Origin of the sequence: Picosynechococcus sp. PCC 7117 (assembly GCF_001693275.1) — a bacterium.
Classification (GTDB): domain Bacteria; phylum Cyanobacteriota; class Cyanobacteriia; order Cyanobacteriales; family MRBY01; genus MRBY01.
This window is the reverse complement of sequence record NZ_CP016477.1, coordinates 723,685-744,438: the sequence shown is the minus strand read 5'-3', so window position 1 is coordinate 744,438 and position 20,754 is coordinate 723,685. Positions and strand designations below refer to the sequence as shown.

At 50.6% G+C, this 20,754-nt stretch carries 19 protein-coding genes; 14 read left to right on the top strand and 5 right to left on the bottom strand.

Going from position 1 to position 20,754, the window contains the following annotated elements:
* Positions 1–114: 114 nt before the first annotated feature.
* Positions 115–2,136, bottom strand: a complete 2,022-nt coding sequence (locus tag AWQ22_RS03560; protein WP_065710209.1) for a GspE/PulE family protein — start codon at positions 2,134–2,136, stop codon at positions 115–117.
* A 409-nt stretch (positions 2,137–2,545) separates the two neighbouring features.
* Between AWQ22_RS03560 and grpE the strand changes: the two genes are divergently transcribed.
* From grpE to rimK, 12 genes are all read left to right on the top strand, one after another.
* Positions 2,546–3,295 (top strand): nucleotide exchange factor GrpE, encoded by a 750-nt coding sequence (gene grpE / locus AWQ22_RS03555; protein WP_012306324.1) that lies wholly within the window; start codon positions 2,546–2,548, stop codon positions 3,293–3,295.
* A gap of 115 nt (positions 3,296–3,410) precedes the next feature.
* Entirely contained in the window at positions 3,411–5,366 is a 1,956-nt protein-coding gene (gene dnaK, locus AWQ22_RS03550; RefSeq protein WP_030005934.1) for a molecular chaperone DnaK, read from the top strand.
* A gap of 121 nt (positions 5,367–5,487) precedes the next feature.
* The gene (gene dnaJ, locus AWQ22_RS03545) at positions 5,488–6,624 is read left to right on the top strand and encodes a molecular chaperone DnaJ (RefSeq protein ID WP_065710208.1); all 1,137 of its coding nucleotides are present in this window, start codon (positions 5,488–5,490) and stop codon (positions 6,622–6,624) included.
* Entirely contained in the window at positions 6,621–6,875 is a 255-nt protein-coding gene (locus tag AWQ22_RS03540) for a sulfurtransferase TusA family protein (RefSeq protein WP_065710207.1), read from the top strand. The genes dnaJ and AWQ22_RS03540 overlap by 4 nt, the downstream gene beginning before the upstream one ends.
* The gene (gene rsgA, locus AWQ22_RS03535) at positions 6,851–7,948 is read left to right on the top strand and encodes a small ribosomal subunit biogenesis GTPase RsgA (protein WP_065710206.1); all 1,098 of its coding nucleotides are present in this window, start codon (positions 6,851–6,853) and stop codon (positions 7,946–7,948) included. Before AWQ22_RS03540 ends, rsgA begins: the two co-directional genes overlap by 25 nt.
* A 46-nt stretch (positions 7,949–7,994) precedes the next feature.
* Positions 7,995–9,383 (top strand): IctB family putative bicarbonate transporter, encoded by a 1,389-nt coding sequence (locus tag AWQ22_RS03530; RefSeq protein ID WP_065710205.1) that lies wholly within the window; start codon positions 7,995–7,997, stop codon positions 9,381–9,383.
* A gap of 153 nt (positions 9,384–9,536) precedes the next feature.
* On the top strand, positions 9,537–11,747 hold the full coding sequence (locus AWQ22_RS03525) for an ATP-binding protein (protein ID WP_065710204.1): 2,211 nt from the start codon (positions 9,537–9,539) through the stop codon (positions 11,745–11,747).
* A 91-nt stretch (positions 11,748–11,838) separates the two neighbouring features.
* Positions 11,839–12,360 carry a hypothetical protein gene (locus AWQ22_RS03520; RefSeq protein ID WP_065710203.1) on the top strand — a complete coding sequence of 174 codons (522 nt, stop codon included), beginning with the start codon at positions 11,839–11,841 and terminating at the stop codon, positions 12,358–12,360.
* An 82-nt stretch (positions 12,361–12,442) separates the two neighbouring features.
* Complete coding sequence (locus AWQ22_RS03515; protein WP_062432590.1) at positions 12,443–12,976, top strand: DUF4330 domain-containing protein; 534 nt, start codon at positions 12,443–12,445, stop codon at positions 12,974–12,976.
* A 10-nt stretch (positions 12,977–12,986) separates the two neighbouring features.
* A complete protein-coding gene (locus AWQ22_RS03510) occupies positions 12,987–13,769 on the top strand; it encodes an ABC transporter permease (RefSeq protein WP_065710202.1) in 783 nt (260 codons plus the stop codon).
* Positions 13,770–13,813: 44 nt separating this feature from the next.
* Complete coding sequence (locus AWQ22_RS03505; RefSeq protein WP_012306314.1) at positions 13,814–14,272, top strand: RimK/LysX family protein; 459 nt, start codon at positions 13,814–13,816, stop codon at positions 14,270–14,272.
* Positions 14,269–15,174 carry a 30S ribosomal protein S6--L-glutamate ligase gene (gene rimK, locus AWQ22_RS03500; protein ID WP_012306313.1) on the top strand — a complete coding sequence of 302 codons (906 nt, stop codon included), beginning with the start codon at positions 14,269–14,271 and terminating at the stop codon, positions 15,172–15,174. Before AWQ22_RS03505 ends, rimK begins: the two co-directional genes overlap by 4 nt.
* 22 nt (positions 15,175–15,196) lie before the next feature.
* Here the strand turns inward: rimK and AWQ22_RS03495 are convergent, their stop codons facing one another.
* Entirely contained in the window at positions 15,197–16,081 is an 885-nt protein-coding gene (locus tag AWQ22_RS03495; protein WP_065710201.1) for an alpha/beta hydrolase, read from the bottom strand.
* A gap of 316 nt (positions 16,082–16,397) precedes the next feature.
* On the opposite strand from AWQ22_RS03495, the gene AWQ22_RS03490 reads away from it, so the two are divergent.
* Positions 16,398–16,826 carry a photosystem I reaction center subunit II PsaD gene (locus AWQ22_RS03490; protein WP_012306311.1) on the top strand — a complete coding sequence of 143 codons (429 nt, stop codon included), beginning with the start codon at positions 16,398–16,400 and terminating at the stop codon, positions 16,824–16,826.
* 215 nt (positions 16,827–17,041) lie between these two features.
* Positions 17,042–18,562, top strand: coding sequence for an anthranilate synthase component I (gene trpE / locus AWQ22_RS03485; RefSeq protein WP_065711619.1), 1,521 nt, complete (start codon positions 17,042–17,044; stop codon positions 18,560–18,562).
* Positions 18,563–18,584: 22 nt separating this feature from the next.
* On the opposite strand, the gene AWQ22_RS03480 is transcribed toward trpE, so the two are convergent.
* The 3 genes from AWQ22_RS03480 to AWQ22_RS03470 form a co-directional block, all read right to left on the bottom strand.
* Complete coding sequence (locus AWQ22_RS03480; protein WP_065710200.1) at positions 18,585–19,394, bottom strand: MOSC domain-containing protein; 810 nt, start codon at positions 19,392–19,394, stop codon at positions 18,585–18,587.
* Positions 19,395–19,397: 3 nt separating this feature from the next.
* Entirely contained in the window at positions 19,398–19,775 is a 378-nt protein-coding gene (locus AWQ22_RS03475) for a DUF1823 family protein (RefSeq protein WP_065711618.1), read from the bottom strand.
* 297 nt (positions 19,776–20,072) lie between these two features.
* Complete coding sequence (locus AWQ22_RS03470; RefSeq protein WP_065710199.1) at positions 20,073–20,741, bottom strand: protein-L-isoaspartate(D-aspartate) O-methyltransferase; 669 nt, start codon at positions 20,739–20,741, stop codon at positions 20,073–20,075.
* Between the last annotated feature and the right edge of the window lie 13 nt (positions 20,742–20,754).

Below are 20,754 nucleotides of genomic sequence, written 5' to 3'. Positions count from 1 at the left end.
TGTTACTCCTTGGGCGATCGCCTGGGATAGGAAAGAAAAAAGTTGGGGTGAAAGATTGTCGCTGCCATTATTCTGCCCAAAAGGCGATCGCCAGGGAACAGAGAGTGAAGAGTCTTAACTAAAGCGGGGCGTCATACAGTAGGGACAATCTAGCCAATCCGGCTGCAACTCAGCATTACAGGTGGCACAAACCAGGCCCGTTTTTCGTTTCGCCTTTAGTTCTGCCTCAAGGCCAGAATCCGTAAAGGTAACACGGTCTACCTCCTCAAAGGTCGTATGGCCTTCTTTGACCAACTCCAAACTGTAGGCCAAGATACTCAACATGCCCTCTTGCACTGCCACTTCTTTAATCATGTCCGTGGTGGCCCCGGTATTAATCAACCGTTCAATTTCTTCACTATTTTGCATAAACTCATAGACCCCCACCCGGCCTTTGTAGCCGCCGCCGCCACATTTAGGACAGAGACTGCCGGCTTCTTTGGCCATTTGGATTTGCTCTGGCGTCAGGGTATTGGCCCGGTACACCGTTAAAGGATGGCGGTCATTACTGGAAAGGCCGTAGCGTGCCAGCTCTTCCACTGTGGGCTGATAGGGGATGCGGCATTCCCCACAAACCCGTCGCATCAAGCGCTGGGCCAGAACTCCCAGGAGTGACCCGGAAATCATAAAGGGTTCAACTCCCATCTCATCTAGACGGGCGATCGCCCCTGGAGCATCATTGGTGTGGAGAGTCGTTAGTACCAAGTGCCCCGTTAAAGCCGCCTCAATGGCTGTTTTTGCCGTTTCCTTATCCCGGGTTTCCCCCACAAGAATGACATCTGGATCCTGCCGCAAAAATGCCCGCAAAATTGACGCAAAATCCATCCCCTTCTCCCGGATGACCTGCACCTGGGTAATGCCCGGCAAAGTATATTCAATGGGGTCTTCTGCGGTACTGATGTTGATGCCCGGCTCGTTGCGCTCCGCCAGAATTGAATACAAAGTTGTTGATTTTCCTGAGCCTGTTGGCCCCGTCACCAAAATTAGACCAAATGGCCGCTGGGCCATTTCCCGCACCTGCCCCAGAATATCTTGGTTGGTAATTAACAAATCCAAGCCCAACTGGGTTGAAGAATTATCGAGAATCCGTAAAACAATTTTTTCGCCGTAGCGACTGGGTAGGCTATTGACCCGAAAGTCCACCTTGCGCCCCTTAAACATCCGCCGAATCCGACCATCCTGAGGCGAACGACGTTCCGCAATGTCTAGGTCCGCCATAATTTTAAACCGGGCCGTCACCGCCGGCACAATCCGTTTGGGCAGCGGATCAAAAGCATATTGCAGAACCCCATCTTTACGGAAACGAATCCGCAGATCATTTTCTTGGGGTTCGATGTGAATATCTGAGGCCCCTTCCTGGAGGGCTTTGAGCAGCACTTTATTGACGAGTTTGATCACCGGAGCAGAGCTAGCCTGATTTTCATTCATCAGGTCGGCGCTTTCTTCTTCCTGCTCGTCTAATTCCCCGGCTACACCGAGATCAAGATCTTCGATATCAACTGCTTTTTTCAGTTCTGCTGCTTCGGCGGCCTTGGCTGCTTGTTCCTGCTGTTGGATTTGAATCTGGACTTGCTGTTCTAAATAGCCATCTAGCACCTGACGATAGTCGTCTTCTGTGATCACGATGCGCCGTAACGTCAGATTTTGCAGGCGAAAAAGACGGTTTAAATCATCTTGGGCGGCTAGGTTATCGGGCTCTACCATCGCCACAATCACTTCATCTTGAACCCGCCGGATCGGAAGGAGACGGTGGCGGCGACATAATTCTACGGGCACGAGGGAATTGATCAACTCGCCCATCTGATCGATGTCAATTTTTTGAACTTCTGGGTCAATGGAATTGAGACCGTAGAGGATCTTCAGTTCAAAGAGATGATGCTTTTTGTACTGTCGGACTAGCTCAGGGGACAGGGCTTTCCCGGTTAGTTCTTCGACAATGGCCGTGAGGGGGCGTCCACTACGCCGGGTTTCAACGAGGGCTTTTTCCATCTGTTGATGGTCTACAACTCCCTGTTGAATGAGCTTGTTGCCGAAAGGAGAGAAATCATTGCGGAGGGCAAGGGCTCTTGTCCGTTTGGGAAGGGAAGAGTGGGTCATAGGAAAAACCAGACAGCATTGGCAAATGACGGCAGACTAGGCAAAAAAGAAAAGCGGGATAGTTGTTGGCAATATGATGATTCGTAGTTCAATGCTGAATGTAGCAGAAAGAATCTGCTTTTTGGGATCAAGGGGATCGGTCGGGGCTTAATAATGGCAACTGTCTGTGTCGGTTACGATGCCAGGGTTGTTTCTTCCTAATATAGCGGTTGCTTGAAGTTTTATTCTTTTTACCTGGGAAAGACGGGATCCATAGGGGACAATGTTACATTTGGTAATGTTAAAAGACCTATATTTGATGTTTTTACTCTAGGTTAGGCGATCGCCCACCATCACTACTAGGATAGAAACGACTAAAAACATCGATATAACCCAATAGCCAATCCTAAAACAACTAGTTCAAGCAACCATGGTAGAAGACGCGAAAAATCTTGATAGCCCAATTGATCCAGGAAGCACGCCCGAGTCTGTTTCCGACGAGGCCCCCGAGACAACCATCGAGTCTAACCTTGGGGAGGATGCCACAACGATCGAAGCTCAAGGAGAAACAAACACCGATACCGCAGATCAAGCCCCTGACCAGGAGGTCGATGACACGCCCCTCGATGGTGCCGAACTAGAAGCTGTCATTGCCGCTCTCCAGCAGGAGGTCAGTACCCTGCGCCAACAGCTCAGTACCCAAAGTCAACAAACCGAAAATTTCAAAAGCCAATATATGCGGATCGCCGCCGATTTTGAAAATTTCCGCAAGCGCACCAGCAAAGAAAAAGAAGAAATGGAACTGCGGATTAAGTGCAATACCGTCAATGAAATCTTGGGCGCCGTTGACAACTTTGAGCGGGCCAGATTGCAGATCAAGCCCTCCACCGATGGCGAAATGACAATCCACAAAAGCTATCAAGGGGTCTATAAACAACTTGTCGATGGATTGAAGAAAATTGGTGTCTCTGCCATGCGTCCAGAAGGAGAAGAATTTGATCCCAATTTCCACGAGGCGATCTTCCAAGAACCCACCAGTGAGCACCCAGAAGGCACTGTGATTGAGCAGGTCGTGCGTGGCTATCTTTTAGGAGATATGGTGTTACGCCATGCCATGGTTAAGGTTGCCGCCGCGCCCGAAGAACCCCCCAGCGGTGAAACCAGCACCAGTGAAAGTTAAGGGTTAAACCCAATTTTTGCGATGGGGCCTATAGACTAAACTGTTGTAGTTCCTGGCCCCAGACAAAATCTTCAGTAGTATTGAAAAAATCCTTATCGTCTTTCGGCCGCGAACCATGGGCAAAGTAATTGGCATCGATCTTGGCACTACCAACAGCTGTGTTTCTGTCCTTGAGGGCGGTAATCCCCTTGTCATTACCAACGCAGAAGGGGCACGGACTACGCCAAGTATTGTCGGTTTTGGCAAAAGCGATATTCGCCTCGTGGGTCAATTGGCAAAACGCCAGAGCGTAACCAATGCCGAGAACACAGTTTATAGTATCAAGCGGTTCATTGGCCGTCGCTGGGATGATACGGAACAAGAACGCCGTCGGGTTCCTTACAAATGTGTTAAGGGAAAGGATGATACCGTTGATGTCGCGGTACGGAAACAGGTTTTTACGCCCCAAGAAATTTCAGCAATGGTGCTCCAAAAGCTCAAGGCCGATGCAGAGGCGTTTTTAGGGGAGGAAGTTTTTCAAGCTGTCATCACCGTGCCAGCCTACTTTACCGATGCCCAACGTCAAGCCACCAAAGATGCCGGAACGATCGCCGGTCTTGAAGTGCTGCGAATTATCAATGAACCGACCGCTGCGGCCCTTGCCTATGGCCTGGACAAACAAGACCAAGAACAATTTATCCTCGTATTTGACCTTGGGGGCGGCACCTTCGATGTTTCCATCCTGCAGTTGGGAGACGGGGTGTTTGAGGTCAAGGCGACCTCTGGAAACAATCAACTGGGTGGTGATGATTTCGACAACGCCATTGTGGAATGGATGGTTGAACGGTTTCAGCAACTCGAAGGCATTGATCTAAGTAGCGATAAGATGGCCCTCCAACGGCTCCGGGAAGCGGCAGAGAAGGCCAAGATTGAGTTGTCTAGTACCATTACGACATCCATTAATTTGCCGTTTATCACGGCTGATGACACTGGCCCTAAGCATTTTGAAATTGATTTGAGTCGCTCGAAGTTTGAGGAATTAGCCAAAGATTACATTGAGGCAACCCTCCGCCCCGTAGAACAGGCCCTAAAAGATGCAGAATTAACGGTCGATAATATTGATCGGATTATTTTGGTGGGAGGTTCCACGCGCATCCCCGCAGTCCAGCAGGCGATTCAAGGCTTTTTCCATGGCAAACAAATTGATCGTTCTGTAAATCCTGACGAGGCGATCGCCATTGGGGCCGCGATCCAAGCCGGGGTCCTCAATGGTGAAGTGAAAGACGTTCTCCTCCTTGATGTCACCCCCATTTCCCTCGGCATCGAAACCCTCGGCGAAGTCTTTACCAAAATCATTGACCGTAACACCACCCTGCCAACCAACAATTCCCAAGTTTTTTCCACCGCCACCGACGGCCAAACCTCTGTAGAAATCCATGTTCTGCAAGGTGAGCGCGCCCTCGCAAAAGACAATAAAAGTCTAGGAAAATTTCTGCTCACAGGGATTCCCCCTGCTCCCCGGGGCTTGCCTCAAATTGAAGTTAGTTTCGAAATCGATGTCAACGGTATTTTGCAGGTGTCCGCCCAGGATCGCGGTACCGGCAAAGAACAGGGCATTAAAATCACCAATACCGGTGGCCTTGACCCCGCTGAAATCGAAGCAATGCGCGCCGAAGCCGCAAAATACGCCGAACAAGACCGCCAACGTCTCCAAGTAGTTGACCTCCAAAACCAAGCCGACAGCCTCTTCTACAGCCTTGATGCCACCCTGCGAGAAAATAGCGAATTGTTAACCAATGAAGTTAAAACCCAACTAATCCAAAAACGCGCTGTTTTAGAACAATCCTTTACCGACCGTTCCTTCTCGACCGCAGAAATTCGCCGTCTACTCGAAGACTTTAAGACCGCACTCCTGGCCATTGGCTCAAAACTCTATGACCGCGAAGGCGATACACCGATCTATCGCCCCATCTCAGTGACCCCTGTGCCAACCACTGCCGACGATGATTTAATTGAATTTCCCACCGAAGCTGGTGTTGTCATTGAAAATGGCGAAGGCAATATTACTGGGGATTATGAAACCATTGATTGATTGGGTTATGGCTAAACCTTGACCCAGATAACACATCTATTCCCCATAACACTTTTCAGGTTTTCCCAGTTCAAGTTAAGATTGGTAAAGGCTAGATTGTGCTCGTTATTAGAAAAGGTTTATGGCAGGCGACTTTTACGAAATTCTTGGTGTCTCCCGTGATTGTGGGAAAGATGAACTCAAGCGGGCTTATCGTCGTCTAGCTCGTCAATATCACCCAGATGTAAATAAAGACCCTGGGGCCGAAGAAAAATTTAAAGAAATTAACCGCGCCTACGAAGTCCTCTCGGAACCGGAAACCCGGGCCCGCTATGATCGCTTTGGTGAAGCTGGTGTCTCTGGGGCTGGTGCTGCTGGAGCCGACTACGGCGACATGGGCGGCTTTGCTGATATTTTTGAGACCATTTTCAGTGGGTTTGGTGGTATGGGCACTGGTGCCACCGGGGGCGGCCGCCGACGCAGTGGGCCGATGCGGGGCGATGACCTCCGCCTAGACCTAAAGCTCGACTTTAAAGAAGCGATTTTTGGGGGCGAAAAGGAAATTCGTATTCCCCACCTAGAGACCTGTAAAACGTGCAGTGGCTCTGGAGCAAAGGCTGGTACTTCGGCAAATACCTGCGGCACTTGTAATGGCACTGGCCAAGTGCGGCGGGCGACCCGGACCCCCTTTGGTAGTTTTGCTCAAGTTTCCGTCTGTCCGACCTGTAATGGGGAAGGGCAAGTGATCGCCGAGAAGTGTGAATCCTGTGGTGGTGCTGGCCGCAAACAAGAAACGAAAAAGCTCAAAATCACGATTCCTGCCGGGGTTGATAGTGGCACACGGCTGCGGGTATCGCGGGAAGGTGATGCTGGCGTTAAAGGTGGCCCCCCTGGGGATCTTTACGTTTACTTAGCTGTCAATGCGGATAAAGAGTTTCGTCGCGACGGTACTAATATCCTCTCGGAAATTGAAATTAGCTATCTCCAGGCAATTCTTGGGGATACGGTAAAGGTTAAAACCGTTGATGGTACAGAAGATTTGACGATTCCCGCTGGCTTACAGCCCAATAAAGTGCTTACGTTGGAAGGAAAAGGGGTGCCTAAACTGGGTAATCCAGTGAGCCGTGGTGATCATCTAATCACGGTAAAAGTCGTGATTCCGACGAAAGTAAGTCGAGAAGAAAAAGAACTGTTGCACCAACTGGCGAAATTAAAGGGAACCGAACACAGCAAAGGTGGTTTTGAAGGGTTATTGGGGAACCTATTCCATAACAAATGAGCAATCCGCAAGCATTAGAGGCAGACGCACGGTTAGATTTGCGGGGGACTCCCTGCCCGATTAATTTTGTGCGCACAAAGTTACAACTCAAGAAAATGGCCGCCAATGCCCTGCTCGAAGTGTGGCTCGATGCGGGGGAACCCATGGAGCAAGTGCCTGATAGTTTGACGATGGAAGGGTATTTGGTAGAAAAGGCGATCGCCCAACCGGAGGGCCACTACGTATTATGGGTACGTTGTCCGGCGACATGAGTGGTGGCTTAGTCCCAGAGAACTGCCAGGGAACCGTAACGGCGGTTCAGGCAAACTTTTACCATGTGCAACTCCAAGCTGGGGCAGGACATTTGCTCTGTACAAGGCGAGCCCGCTTAAAAAAAATCGGTCAACGGGTCATGGTGGGAGACCAGGTCATCGTTGAAGAAGTTGATTTTCAAGATAGACGGGGGGCGATCGCCCAGGTTTTATCCCGCCGCACCGTTTTAGATCGACCCCCTGTGGCTAATGCTGACCAACTCTTGTTGGTGTTTGCCCTAGCGGAACCATCCCTTGATCCCTGGCAACTGAGTCGCTTCTTGATCAAAGCAGAATCAACGGGGTTGCCGTTATTATTGGGTCTTAATAAACAAGATTTACTCTCTAAAAAAGAACAACAGACCTGGGCTGAACGCTTACAGGAATGGGGCTATCGGGCTGTCTTTTTTAGTGTGCTCCAGGATGCTGGCATTGCCGCCCTAGAAGCCAGTCTTAAGGATAAAATCACCGTGGTGGCTGGGCCTTCGGGGGTGGGAAAATCAAGTCTGATCAACCGCTTAATTCCCCAGGTAGAGCTACGGGTGGGCGAAGTTTCAGGCAAATTGCAGCGGGGACGACACACAACCCGCCATGTGGAACTATTTCCACTGCCCCAGGGGGGACTTTTGGCCGATAGTCCTGGATTTAATCAGCCGGATTGGTCGGTGCTGCCCCAGGATTTGGGGGGATATTTCCCAGAAATTCGTGCCCAACTCAAACAAGAAAATTGCCAGTTCAAGGATTGTTTACACCTGCAGGAACCCAACTGTGCGGTGGGACGGGATTGGGAACGCTATGAGATCTATGAAAAATTTCTCGAAGAGGCGATCGCCTACCGTGAAGTCCAGCAGCAGCAACGGGATGAAGAAGATCACCTCAAGGTCAAAATTACAGCGGCGGGCAAACAAATTCACGAACCGAAACTAGCGACCAAAAAATATCGACGAACTTCCCGGCGGGAACGGCACCAAAATTTAAAAGATTTATACGAGAAGCAATCCCTCGATGAGTTGTATGGGAACGACGACGGCTAAATCTCTTTTACAATGAACAGTTACACAATACTGAGGTTGATGGTTCATGGCGGCAGTGTGGCAGCAGATTCTCTTTTTGCGCTTTCCCTTTGAGCCTTGGTTACGGGCCAGTGTCAGTTACCGGGTGTTTGGACTTTTGCAGGGCTGGCGGGGCGGCAGTTGGCTATTGCAATGGGCAGAACCCCTGGGGGCAATGATTCTCTGTGTATTGTTGGTGGCAGCGCCCTTTGTCTCGACAACCTTAATCGGATTTTTGCTGTTGGCCTGTGCGGGCTATTGGATTTTGCTAAGTCTGTCTGATCTGCCCCTGGGACAAGTGACAGGAATTCATCTTTTGGTTGCACTATATGGGGGCATCGCGGCGATCGCCACGGTCTTGTCGCCAGTTAAGGGGGCGGCCCTGTCTGGGTTGGTGCAGTTGTTGCTATATCTGATTTTCTTTGCGTTTTGTGCCCGGGTCTTGCGATCGCCCAAAATTCTCGCGGCGGTCATTTGGGTGTATTTAATGGTGTCCCTGGTGGTGAGTGGCTATGGTATTCGTCAGGAATTTTTTGGGGTAGAACAGTTGGCCACCTGGAACGATCCTTTGTCGGAGTTTGCCAATGATACTAGGGTTTACAGTTACCTAGGCAACCCGAATCTTTTGGCGGGTTATCTCCTGGGGGCGATCGCCTTTAGTAGCGTAGCGATGCTGATTTGGCGCACCAAGATCCAGAAAACTTTAGCAGCGGTCATGTTTGTAACCAATGCAGCTTGCCTATTTTTTACCGATAGTCGGGGGGGCTGGCTGGCGATGGTGGGAGCGGCCGTTGTGGGGGGATTATTACTCTACAGTTGGTATGGCGATCGCCTCAGTCCTTTTTGGCGTAAATGGTTGCTGCCCTTGTGTTTCGGCTTTGGGGCGGGGTTACTGCTCATTGCGGTATTGGGCGTTGATGCCATTCGCCTACGGTTGCTGAGTATTTTTTCCTGGCGGGGCGATAGTAGTAATAATTTCCGGATTAATGTGTGGTTGGCGGTGCTGCGGATGATTGGCGATCGCCCCCTGTTGGGGATTGGGCCAGGCCATGATGCCTTTAATGCGGTGTACCCCCAGTATATGGAAAGTCGTTTTTCGGCCCTGAGTGCCTATTCAATTTTTCTGGAGACCGCTGTGGAAACTGGTTTACTGGGTTTGACCACATTTGTGTGGCTGCTGATCAATATCTTTAGCCAAGCTTTACAAAGCCTTAAAGACTTTCAGTCCCAGCATAAAATAGAAGGACTATGGTTAGTTGGGGCGATCGCCGCGATGACAGGACTATTGATCCAGGGCCTCTTTGATACCGTTTGGTATCGTCCCCAGGTCAATACCCTCTGGTGGTTGATGGTGGGCATTATTGCCGCCCAGATCCCCCCGTGCCAACCCACTGGAAGAGACAACCCCAGCCCTTAATCTCGATTATTTTTTCTGGCTGAGCTACCGGGGAACTTTTTGTCCCGTGGTTTCAGCGTGCGGCCTGAAATTTTGATCTGCATCTGCTCTTTGGAGAGGAGCGGTCTGATTTTTCTTCCCATTATCTCCTGCCCTGAGGTTTGCAATTTTGTCATGATTTTAGTCGGTGAGCACCAAGCCCATTTCCTTGAATTTTTCCTGGAGACCCTCCGGGGTATTGCCGCAGTGCAGGTTGCCCCCAGCGCCGCCCATCTGTCGGCTTTGGCGATCGCCAATCATCCAGAACTGATCATTGTGAACCTCGATTTTGTGTCCCGTCCGGAGCGCAAACTGTTTGCCCAGCTCAAAAGTGATCTGCACAGCCGCGATATCCCCCTGATTATTACCACCACGGATATCCATGCCCAAACCCGGGCCGAGGCTTTCTCGTTTGGGGCCGATGATGTGTTGCTATTGCCCTGCACCAGCACCGAATTACAAAAACGTGTCCAACAACAACTTAACCACAAACATCTCCAAGCCCTGTGGTCAAACCAAACCGAGCAACTGCAACGGACAATCACCCGCCAAAGAATTCTCCGGGTCGTGATCAATCGGATTCGTCGTACCCTCAACCTCAACGAAATTTTTCAGAGTACAACCAAGGAAATCCATGATGCCCTGCACTGTGACCGGGTGGTGATCTACAAGTTTAACCCCGACTGGAGTGGTCACTTTGTGGCTGAGGCCATGTCTCCCCAATGGCGATCGCTGATGAATGACGCCAGTGCGCGACAGCGTGAACTCCTAAAATATTCCGCAGTGCGTGATGACCGTTGTATTGTCAAAGTTTTTGAAAGTGAGCTACCGGGCTGGGTAGAAGATACCTATCTCCAGGAAACCCAGGGGGGGATTTATCGTCAAGGCAATACCTACCGGGCAGTCCATGATATTTACAAAGCCGGGTTTCCTCCCTGTTATATCGAGCTCCTCGAAAACTTCCAAGCCAAAGCCTATATCACCCTACCGATTTTCCTAGGCGATCGCCTGTGGGGACTCCTCGGCATCTACCAAAACAACGCCCCCCGCACCTGGCTTACCGAGGAAATCGAAATGCTGCGGCAGATCGCTACCCAACTGGGTGTGGCCCTCCAACAGGCCCAACTCCTAGAAACCCTACAGGCAGCCAAGGAAGAGGCAGAAAAGGCAAACCAAGCAAAAAGTCAATTTTTGGCCAATATGAGCCATGAACTCCGCACACCCCTCAGCGCCATTTTGGGGTTTACGGAGCTACTCACTGGGGATACTAACCTCACTGCCGATCAACTCGAATCCCTCGACATCATTACCCAGAGTGCCCAGCACCTGCTGAACCTGATCAACGATATTCTCTCCCTCTCAAAAATTGAGGCCGGGGAGACCAGCGTCCTTCGAGAAGCCTTTAATCTCGTTGAAGCTCTCAATGTTATCTACGATTTTGTTGTCCTTGCGGCGAAACAAAAGCAACTAGAATTGATCTTTGAGCGTGATGCCAATGTACCGGAGGTGATTTACCTCGATGAAAAAAAGCTCAAGCAAGTCTTAATTAATCTCTTGAGTAATGCCATTAAATTTACTGAGGTGGGTCGCGTTACCCTCAAAATTACCTATGATGCCCACCAACAGAACTTACACTTTGCGGTAATTGATACGGGGCCTGGCATCCCAGAACATGAGAAGAACAAATTATTTCAGGTTTTTCAGCAAACCAGCACAGGAATTCGTTCGCGCCAAGGTACGGGCCTGGGCCTCGCCATCAGTCAGCAGTTGGTACAGCTCATGGGGGGAGAAATCCAGGTAACAACGGCAGAAAACCAGGGTAGTTGCTTTTGGTTTGAGCTGTCCCTCGCTTCGCCAGAAAAAGATCAAGCAGACGTTTCAATTCAGGCTTTTGGAGAACACACGGGGCGATCGCCCAAAATTTTGCTCCTCAAGGATCAAGTCGAGCAGCGGGAACTACTCTGTCAGCGACTGGCCAGGGCTGGTATCGAAACCCAGGCGATCGCCATGGAAGCAATCTCCAATCACCCATGGCAACAATGGACACCAGACCTAATTTTGGTTGATCTGAAACTGGCCTCCGTCGATGGTGCGGAGATCTTGAGCAATATCCAACAACAACTCCAAACAGTCCCCCTAACCGAAGACCCAAAACTCATCGTGATTACCGCCGATATCTTTCAAAATCAGCAAGATGAGCATTCGCGGTTAGCTTGTGATGACATTATTTATCACCCGGTCTCTTTGGAGGAACTTCTAGGTAAGGTTGCCCATCATTTAGAGCAACATAGGGGAATCTTGAATCCCGTTGATGCCCACCCAAAATCACAAACCTCCCCGTCCTAAATCCAGTTCGTTATGCTGAAGTTACCAGCGATTACCTTGTTTGAATCCCCTTGGCCTAAAGGCTACTAATCTTTAAATTTTGTCACCGCCGATGGCTTCTACTTCCCCGAAAAAACAACCGCCTCGCCTGATCACCTTTAAACAGCTCATTAAAACCCACCATGGTCGCGCTTATTTCCTGGGTGGTAGTTGCTTGGCGATGTTAACTTTCACAAGTGTGGGCTTCGCAACCCTGGTCAATCCTCGGGTACCGATTCCGGTGGTGGATAGTCTTTTGGGACAATTGCCAGCCCAGACAGCGGCGCGGGTTTTGGAGGAAACGGAATCTCCATCATCCCAAACGGTCAGTGGTGCGGACGCCCCTCCGGCAACAAAAACACCGCCACCCGCCGAGACTAATGCTCAGACGAATTCCCCTGGGGGAGAACCGTCCGTGTTACCCCTTTGGATTTATGGCGTCATTGTGCTTTGTGCTCTGGTGGGGCCTTCTCTATTTACCTATGCCCTTTACCGACTCTATCAACAGTCCCGACGACGGCCTCAAATACAGAGACAAGCCTCCCCGGAAGTTGGGCGATCGCTGCTGCCGATGTCCCCTCCCCAAGACGGTTAAGGGCGAATTTATCGGGGGACGGCGGCCACCTCCCCTATAATGTGGAGGGTTAAAAAAACTTTTAGTGTATTTCCACAAACATATGGCTCTGTTGGATTCAAAAGGGCGTCTTTTCGGCAAAGTGAGCATCCTCGATCTGGGGGCGCTTCTGATCATTCTCGGCGTAATTTTTGGTATTTTTTTCCTCCCCGGTCGTTCGGGTTCCGTGGCCCAAATTGGGTCAGCCATGGAAGCGATCGAGGTGGAAGTCCTGGTGCGGGGTCTGAGTGTGAAGTCCCCAGAGACCTTTGTGGCAGAATTTCAAGGGTCTGAAACGACCTCCATCGTGATCCGCAATCAACCCTTTGCCAATGTTGGCATTAAGTCCATTGAGCTTTTACCCCGGACAACCCCTGTGCCCCAGCCGGACGGCTCTGTTTTACCGTTAAATGATCCCCGTCCTGAGGTGCAGAATATTGGGGATTTTCGGATTGTGTTAACCAGCGAAGCCCAGAAAACAGATAATGGCTATGTTTTTGGCAACAACAAGGTCAAAATTGGTCATACCCTGCGCCTTGAGGGGTTTAATTACGATTTCAATGGCAGCGTGATTGATATCCGGGCAGTGGAGAAATAGGCTCGACTCCATGGGCAAGTATTGGCGCATTTTAGGACTGTTTTGGAGTACGGCGATCGCCGCCGAATTGGAGTATCGTTTAAATTTTTTTATTGCGGCCCTGAGTAGTGTGGGAAATTTAGCGGGCAGCCTGTTCAGCCTCTTTTTGTTTTACCGCACGGGATATCAATTTTCCGGTTGGACTTGGCAAGAGGCGATGTTGGTGGTGGGAATGTTTACCCTCTTGCAGGGGGTGGCCAATACTTTTTTTTCGCCGAATCTCAACCGGATCGTCCAACAGGTACAGGAAGGCACCCTCGATTTTGTGCTACTCAAGCCCATCAGTAGTCAATTTTGGCTCTCGGCGCGGATGATTTCCCCCTGGGGCTTGCCTGACTTAGTTTTAGGACTGGGAATTTTGATCTACATCGGGCTGCAGTTGGGTCTGTCACCGCTCAATTATGTGTTGAGCCTGATTCCCATCGGGTTTGGGATGTTGATCCTCTACAGCCTCTGGTTTATGTTGGGGGCAACGAGTATCTGGTTTGTGAAAATTTATAATGTCACCGAGGTGCTGCGGGGCTTTCTTGAGGCCGGACGTTACCCGATTGTGGCCTATCCGGGGGTCTTTCGTTTTTTCTTTACCTTCATTGTCCCCATTGTTTTTTTAACGACCATTCCTGCGGAAACCATGTTGGGGCGATCGCCTTTGGGGTGGATTGCTGGTGCCGGTTGTTTGGGCCTGCTGCTGCTGTTATTGTCTAATGTGGTGTGGCGGTTTGCCCTACGGTTCTATACCAGTGCTTCTAGCTGAAGCCTTAGCAAGAATTTAAACTTTGTCTCCTAGACTGCCGTTGTATGAAAAGAAAACCCATCCTATCGACCATTGGTTGGCGAGAATGTGTGGCGCTCCCGGATTTTCAGATCCCCGTGATTCGCGCCAAAATTGACACTGGTGCTGGCTCCTCCTCGATCCATGCCACCCGCATTCACTATTTTCACCAAGGCGATCGCGAGATGGTTCGTTTCCAAATTCACCCCCACCAGCACAATATCCATGACACCGTTACCATAGAAGCCCCTTTGGTCGAACACCGCAGCATCAAAAGTTCCAATGGCCAAAAGCAACTGCGGCCCGTCATCGAAACCCATGTTCAACTAGGCGAACACCGTTGGCTCATTGAACTCAATCTCACCAATCGCTCCTTAATGGGTTACCGGATGCTCCTTGGACGCCAGGCCCTGCGCAAACGATTCCTCGTTGATGTGAGCAAATCTTTTCTCCAAAGCCAACCGGATCATCCCCACCAACCATGAAAATTGCTATTCTCTCCCAAGATCCAAAACTCTACTCCACCCGTCGTCTCCGGGAAGCCGCCGAAAATCGCCACCACGACGTCCAGGTGATTAATTTCATGCGCTGCTACATGAATATCACCTCCCATCAACCCTTTGTCATTTACCAAGGGCAGCGGTTAGAAAATTTTGACGCGATTATTCCCCGTATTGGAGCATCGGCCACTTTTTACGGTACGGCGGTGGTACGTCAGTTTGAAGTGATGGGAGGGTTTAGTGCCAATACATCCCAGGCGATTTCTCGGTCCCGCGATAAACTGCGATCGCTGCAAATTTTAGCCCGCAAAGGCATTGGACTTCCGGTGACAGGTTTTGCCCACGCGACCCAGGACATTGATGGCCTCATCGAAACCGTGGGTGGTGCCCCCGTGGTCATTAAACTTTTAGAAGGCACCCAGGGTATTGGTGTGGTGCTTGCGGAAACCCACCAGGCCGCCAAATCCGTGATCGAAGCCTTTCGGGGGTTGGATGCCAACATTTTGGTGCAAGAATACATCGCCGAAGCCAAGGGTACAGATATCCGCTGTTTCGTGGTGGGCGAGAAAGTCGTGGCGGCAATGAAGCGCCAGGGAGCAGAGGGAGAATTTCGGTCTAATTTGCACCGGGGTGGCAAAGCGGACAAAGTTCGACTCACCCCCGAAGAGCGCAGTACCGCTGTCCGGGCCGCTAAAGCGATGGGATTGCGGGTCGCTGGGGTAGATTTGTTGCGTTCAAACCACGGGCCTCTGGTGATGGAAATTAACTCTTCACCGGGATTAGAAGGCATCGAAAAAACCACCGGGGTTGATGTGGCCGGAAAAATTATTGAATATCTCGAAAAGAATGCCGCTCCTGGGAAAACCACCGATCGCATTCAGTATTAGAGGTCAGATTTTTGCCCACGGGCTAGAAGAAAAGCTGCAAAATTGTCTCAAGGCGATCGCCCCAGGTAAGTTCATCGTGGCGACCAAGGGGATCTTCAAGGCTAAAAAGATTCACATTTTCTTGGTATTGGAACTCTTCGATTAAAAGCGATCGCATTTCTTGGCCCCGTAATCTCGCCCGTGCCTCCTGGTGCTGGGCATCAGCCATTAAACCCCAGTCTAGGTAAATTTTGGGGCGCAGTTCAAGGTTGCTCAAAACGGGAGTCGCGGCAAAAACCAACGCCGAATTTTCAAGGGATATTTTAAAAGCCCCATCTAAACTATTTATGGACATTGGGTTTGCCTCCAGTCCCAGCCAAAAAGAGGGGGATAAAGCGGCCACTTGAGGAAACTGGCGGGGGTGCTGGGTAGCCGTGTAAAAAGCAGCCAACCCGCCTTGGGCAGCACCGACGATGAGCGTTTGATCGGTTTGGGTGCGGTATTGCTCATCGATAAAGGGTTTCAGTCCTTTGGCAAGATAACGGCTGTAATCGGCTAAGCCGCCGCCTTGATCCGGGACGTGGGAATATTCGTAGGCATGATCATTGGGGCAAATGGCTACGACAATCAGTTTTTGCAATTGCTCCCGTAGATACAGCCGACTCAAGCGCTCTGCCACCTGCCAACATTGACCAAAATCCCCATCGGGGAAAAAAATATGGTCGCCATCGTTGCAGTACAGTGCGGGCAGGCGATCGCCAGTTACTTCATAATCTCGTGGTAAAAAGACATGGATTTTGCGGGGTTGATCAAAATGCGCCCCAAAACCCTTGAGTTGCAACTGATCATAGGTATGGAAAAAACCGCCCCAATGGCCCTGATCATGGAACCAAGCCCGTTGTCCACCTTTGTAAAATTCTTCTGCCATAGATGTTCTTTAACCTGCTGGGTTCAACCCATCCCCTAACCCAAAAATTCCAAAAACAACGGATGCTCACCTTCTACTAAGCCTAGGTTTTGCAGTGGAAAAAAGGGGATTTTCTCGCATTCTAGTGGCTTTTGCCAGAAACTTTTGCCCCTAGGGCCATTCCCACCAAAACAGTCCCTAAAGGATGATAAATTTGCCTGTCTGCTTCCCTTACAAATAGAAAATAACTGTTACAGTTCTTGACACTTGATCTATGGCGTAGGGGTCTGGTGATAGCATTTGCGAAACACCCTTTATTTAATAAAGATTTTTGAGCATGTCTAACGAGCTTACTGGAAAAACACCGAAATTCGGTGGCAGCACGGGTGGTCTACTCGCCGCTGCTGAACGGGAGGAAAAATACGCCATCACCTGGTCTAGCGCAAAAGAGCAGGTTTTTGAACTGCCCACCGGTGGTGCAGCGGTCATGAACGAAGGCGATAACCTCATGTACTTTGCCCGCAAGGAACAGTGCCTTGCCCTCGGGACTCAGCTGAAAACACAATTTAAGCCCAAGATTACCGACTATAAGATTTACCGTGTCTTCCCCTCCGGCGAAACTCAGTTCCTCTATCCTCTCGATGGTGTACCTTCTGAGAAGGTAAACGAAGGTCGCGAATACAAAGGAAAAGTTGACCGCAATATCGGGAGCAACCCCGAACCGGCAACCCTGAAGTTTTCTGGTGTGGCCCCCTACGAAGCCTAGATTTTTACCACAACAGTCCGGGCGGAAGTTGACAGTTTTAGTTTGAGTTATGAAGGCTTTCTTGGTGGCGGCGATTAGCCCAGACCGATGAGGAAAGTCTGTTATGATGAAAAGCTGAACAAAAGGCTTCCGCTTCTTTGTGTCTAGCTCTATTTTTACTTTTATCTATCGTCCCAGCGGCCCTCCATGTGCCCCAGGCGACCGACGCATTTCCTATGATTTTTCCTGATTTCGAGCAGTTTCGGCATCTCAGTCAACAGGGTAATTTTATTCCGGTCTATCAGGAGTGGGTGGCGGATCTCGAAACGCCAGTGTCGGCTTGGTACAAGGTTTGTGCAGATCAACCCTACAATTTTCTGCTGGAGTCCGTTGAGGGGGGCGAAAATATTGGTCGCTATAGTTTCCTCGGTTGCGATCCGGTTTGGGTCTTAGAAAATAAAGGCGATCGCACCACGCAAAAATTCCGTGATGGGGCTGTCCAAGAATTTAGCGGCAATCCCTTTGATGTGTTGGCCCAATGTCTCGCCAGCATTAAGCCTGTCCAACTGCCGGAATTACCACCGGGGATTGGTGGCCTATTTGGGATGTGGGGCTATGAGTTGATGCGCTGGATCGAGCCACGGGTGCCAGTGTACGAACGCCAAGAAGAGGATCTGCCCGATGGCCTCTGGATGCAAATTGATAGCTTGATTATTTTTGACCAAGTTAAACGCAAGATTTGGGTCATCACCTATGCTGACCTGCGGGATCCGGCGGTGCCCCTAGAAGAAGCCTACCTAAATGCCTGCGATCGCGTGACGAAATTAGTCCTCAAGCTCAAGTTGCCTTTGCCCGTTGCCGCCAAACCCTTAGAATGGCTCGCCAACCCAGACGGGGAAGCCCTCAAGTACGAAAGCAACACTTCCCAAGCACAATTCTGCCAGAACATCGCCAAGGCAAAGGAATACATTAAGGCCGGAGATATTTTTCAGGTGGTGCTGTCCCAGCGGCTCCAGACGAGCTACGAAGGCCATCCCTTTGATCTCTACCGTTCCCTGCGCCTGATTAACCCTTCCCCCTACATGTCTTTTTACAATTTTGGGGACTGGCAACTCATCGGCTCTAGCCCAGAGATTATGGTCAAAGCCGAGCAAACGCCAGACGGAAAACTCCAGGCGATGCTCCGACCGATTGCGGGCACGCGACGCCGGGGGAAAACCCAAGCTGAGGATTTAGCGTTAGAAAAAGACCTCTTGGCCGACCCTAAGGAAATCGCTGAACACGTGATGCTTGTAGATTTGGGCCGCAATGATCTCGGTCGCGTCTGCGAAAAAGGTACGGTGACGGTTGGGGATTTGATGATCATCGAACGCTATTCCCACGTAATGCACATCGTGAGTAATGTGATGGGAGATTTAGCCCCCGACCAATCGGCTTGGAATTTATTACAGGCTTGTTTTCCCGCCGGAACAGTCAGCGGTGCGCCGAAAATTCGGGCTTTAGAAATTATCAATGAACTGGAACCCGAACGGCGCGGCCCCTACTCTGGCGTCTACGGTTACTACGATTTTGAAGGCCAACTGAATACGGCGATTACGATCCGGAGCATGATTGTGCGATCGCAGGGGAATCAGCACCAGGTCTTTGTCCAGGCAGGCGCAGGCATTGTCGCAGATTCGGAACCGGAACGGGAATACCAGGAAACCCTTGATAAGGCCAGGGGAATGTTGGAAGCGATTCGCTGCCTTCAGGTTTAATAACTGTTGAGGACAGGGAGTGTTAAGAAGACATTGGATTCAGGATCACAGCATCCCCCACTGAAATCTTGCCTGAACTGGTAGGCATGAGGTTAATGCCAAAAAGAATGCCTTTGGCAGTGCGTCGAAAAGTACCCAAGGTGCGGAGGGGTTCTTGGTTTGGGTGGCGATCGCCTGTGGTTTGATTCGTCGTAATCACAATGCAACGTTCGCAGGGTTTGGCGGTGACAAAGGTCGTGCCACCAATGTCCACAGTCTGCCAATGATCTTCCGCAAAAGGTTGTGCTGTCTCAACCACTAGGTTAGGACGAAACTGATTCATCGAAACGGCTGCCCCTAATTTTTCTTCCAGCAGCTTTAAAGAAGCAGTATTAGTGAGGAGCACCGGATAACCATCGGCAAAACTGACATTTTGGGTTTCCCACAGGGCATATTTTGGGTTAACGGGCCGGGGATGATCGGGGGATTGACGCACGAGACGGCAGGGGGTTTGTAGCACCTCCGAAAACCAAGCGGCAGCTTCAGGGCCTTGGTCAAGGGCTTGGGTCTGGTTGCGCCAGATTGTCACAGGTTTGAGGGAGCCTACGGTTTTGGGAGACAGTTTCAGGGGCGAAAAATCATCAAAAGTTAAGGTTAGATTATCCTCTGTCATGTGGGGCTTAACCCTGGCCAGTTGAGGATATTGCCGTTGACTGAGAAATTTCCCGTCGGTATCAACAATCATCCATTGGCGATCGCCTTGAAAACCTTGGGTCAAAACTTCCACTGTCTCCAAAGCGATCCCGCCGCAGGACTTCACCGGATAAATCCATAAAGCCGAAACCCGTACCACCCGCTAAACCTCTAACAAATCGTGTTGGGCCATATAGCTAAGGAGCCAACTGGCCATGGTCGCCCGCCGCGTCAGGCGCGGAATCAGTTGATCAACTGTGTAGCCCTTAAAGCCCATTTTTTCCTTGAGCAGAGCCTTATAGGGTTTGGGGATCGAGCGGGTCAGTTGCACCGTGGGGGGACGCTCCTCGATAAACTTAGGCGGTTCTGGATATTTTTCGGCCCAGGCTAAATCAACTTGGTCAAGATTCCAGCATTTTTGAGTTTCATCGTAACGGTAGCCGAGGTAATGCCAGACCAACTGATGGAGCGTTTCATCCTCAAGGCGATCGTCGATGATTTGCTGAATAGTGTCCGTTGTTAGGGGAGGCAAAGTCACGATAACAAAAAGAAAAGGTGTAGAGAAAGCTGGTTCAATTTTAGGCGATCGCCTCCACAAAATATGTGGCCGTTGCGCCGGATTCCCAAACCGTCTGGGTCACTCTCCAGGAAGGCAATGCCCTCGATGCGAGCAATAGAGATGGGACAATTAATCTGGTGACCTATCCAAATTTGTTCAAAATCCGTAGCTGTGACCCTGGAGTGGCACAAACCGCACAGCGTGCCGCACAGCGGATCTCTCCGAGATCGCCTTTTCCATTTCCAAGTCAGTGCTGGTTTTTCGCGTCAAAAAATTGTTTCAAAATCCGTAGCTGTGGCCCTGGAGTGGCACAAACCGCACAGCGATCGCCTTTTCCATTTCCAAGTCAGTGCTGGTTTTGTGGAGGACTTCAAGGCGTTGGCCGACGGTGCCCACAGGAATTACCAGGTGACCGCCCACGGCCAATTGTTGCAGTAACGGTTGGGGCCGATGGTCTGGGGCCGCCGTAACAAGGATCGCGTCGTAGGGAGCAAATTCTGACCAGCCCTGGTAACCGTCACCGATTTTATAGTGAATATTTTGATAGCCCAATTTTTCCAGGCGATCGCGGGCTTGCCGGGCTAATTCGGGCACAACTTCAACGGTAAAAACTTCCTGGGCAATTTCGGCGAGGATTGCCGCTTGATAACCGCACCCCGTACCAATTTCTAAAACTTTGCTGCTGGGCGTCAGGTGGGCCGCTTCGGTCATGTAGGCGACGATATAGGGCTGGGAAATGGTTTGGCCATAGCCGATGGTGAGGGGTTGATCGGCGTAGGCAAGATTCTGGAGAGAAGCGGGCACAAAGCGATGCCGGGGCACTTGCTGGAGCGCGGCTAAGACGGCTGGATCGTTCACGCCCCTGGCGATAATTTGCTGCTTAACCATCCGCTGGCGTAACGCAACGGTGGGATCGGCACAGAAATCATTGGTGGGTGGAAGATCCATGGTCGCTGGCGAG

Coding starts and splice junctions, on each gene's coding strand:
- grpE (WP_012306324.1), top strand. CDS start 2,546: ATGGTAGAAGACGCGAAAAATCTTGATAGCCCAATTGATCCAGGAAGC.
- rsgA (WP_065710206.1), top strand. CDS start 6,851: ATGGGTACGTTGTCCGGCGACATGAGTGGTGGCTTAGTCCCAGAGAAC.
- AWQ22_RS03490 (WP_012306311.1), top strand. CDS start 16,398: ATGTCTAACGAGCTTACTGGAAAAACACCGAAATTCGGTGGCAGCACG.
- AWQ22_RS03470 (WP_065710199.1), bottom strand. CDS start 20,741: ATGGATCTTCCACCCACCAATGATTTCTGTGCCGATCCCACCGTTGCG.
- rimK (WP_012306313.1), top strand. CDS start 14,269: ATGAAAATTGCTATTCTCTCCCAAGATCCAAAACTCTACTCCACCCGT.
- AWQ22_RS03520 (WP_065710203.1), top strand. CDS start 11,839: ATGGCTTCTACTTCCCCGAAAAAACAACCGCCTCGCCTGATCACCTTT.
- AWQ22_RS03515 (WP_062432590.1), top strand. CDS start 12,443: ATGGCTCTGTTGGATTCAAAAGGGCGTCTTTTCGGCAAAGTGAGCATC.
- AWQ22_RS03560 (WP_065710209.1), bottom strand. CDS start 2,136: ATGACCCACTCTTCCCTTCCCAAACGGACAAGAGCCCTTGCCCTCCGC.
- trpE (WP_065711619.1), top strand. CDS start 17,042: ATGATTTTTCCTGATTTCGAGCAGTTTCGGCATCTCAGTCAACAGGGT.
- dnaJ (WP_065710208.1), top strand. CDS start 5,488: ATGGCAGGCGACTTTTACGAAATTCTTGGTGTCTCCCGTGATTGTGGG.
- AWQ22_RS03530 (WP_065710205.1), top strand. CDS start 7,995: ATGGCGGCAGTGTGGCAGCAGATTCTCTTTTTGCGCTTTCCCTTTGAG.
- AWQ22_RS03495 (WP_065710201.1), bottom strand. CDS start 16,081: ATGGCAGAAGAATTTTACAAAGGTGGACAACGGGCTTGGTTCCATGAT.
- AWQ22_RS03525 (WP_065710204.1), top strand. CDS start 9,537: ATGATTTTAGTCGGTGAGCACCAAGCCCATTTCCTTGAATTTTTCCTG.
- AWQ22_RS03540 (WP_065710207.1), top strand. CDS start 6,621: ATGAGCAATCCGCAAGCATTAGAGGCAGACGCACGGTTAGATTTGCGG.
- AWQ22_RS03505 (WP_012306314.1), top strand. CDS start 13,814: ATGAAAAGAAAACCCATCCTATCGACCATTGGTTGGCGAGAATGTGTG.
- dnaK (WP_030005934.1), top strand. CDS start 3,411: ATGGGCAAAGTAATTGGCATCGATCTTGGCACTACCAACAGCTGTGTT.
- AWQ22_RS03510 (WP_065710202.1), top strand. CDS start 12,987: ATGGGCAAGTATTGGCGCATTTTAGGACTGTTTTGGAGTACGGCGATC.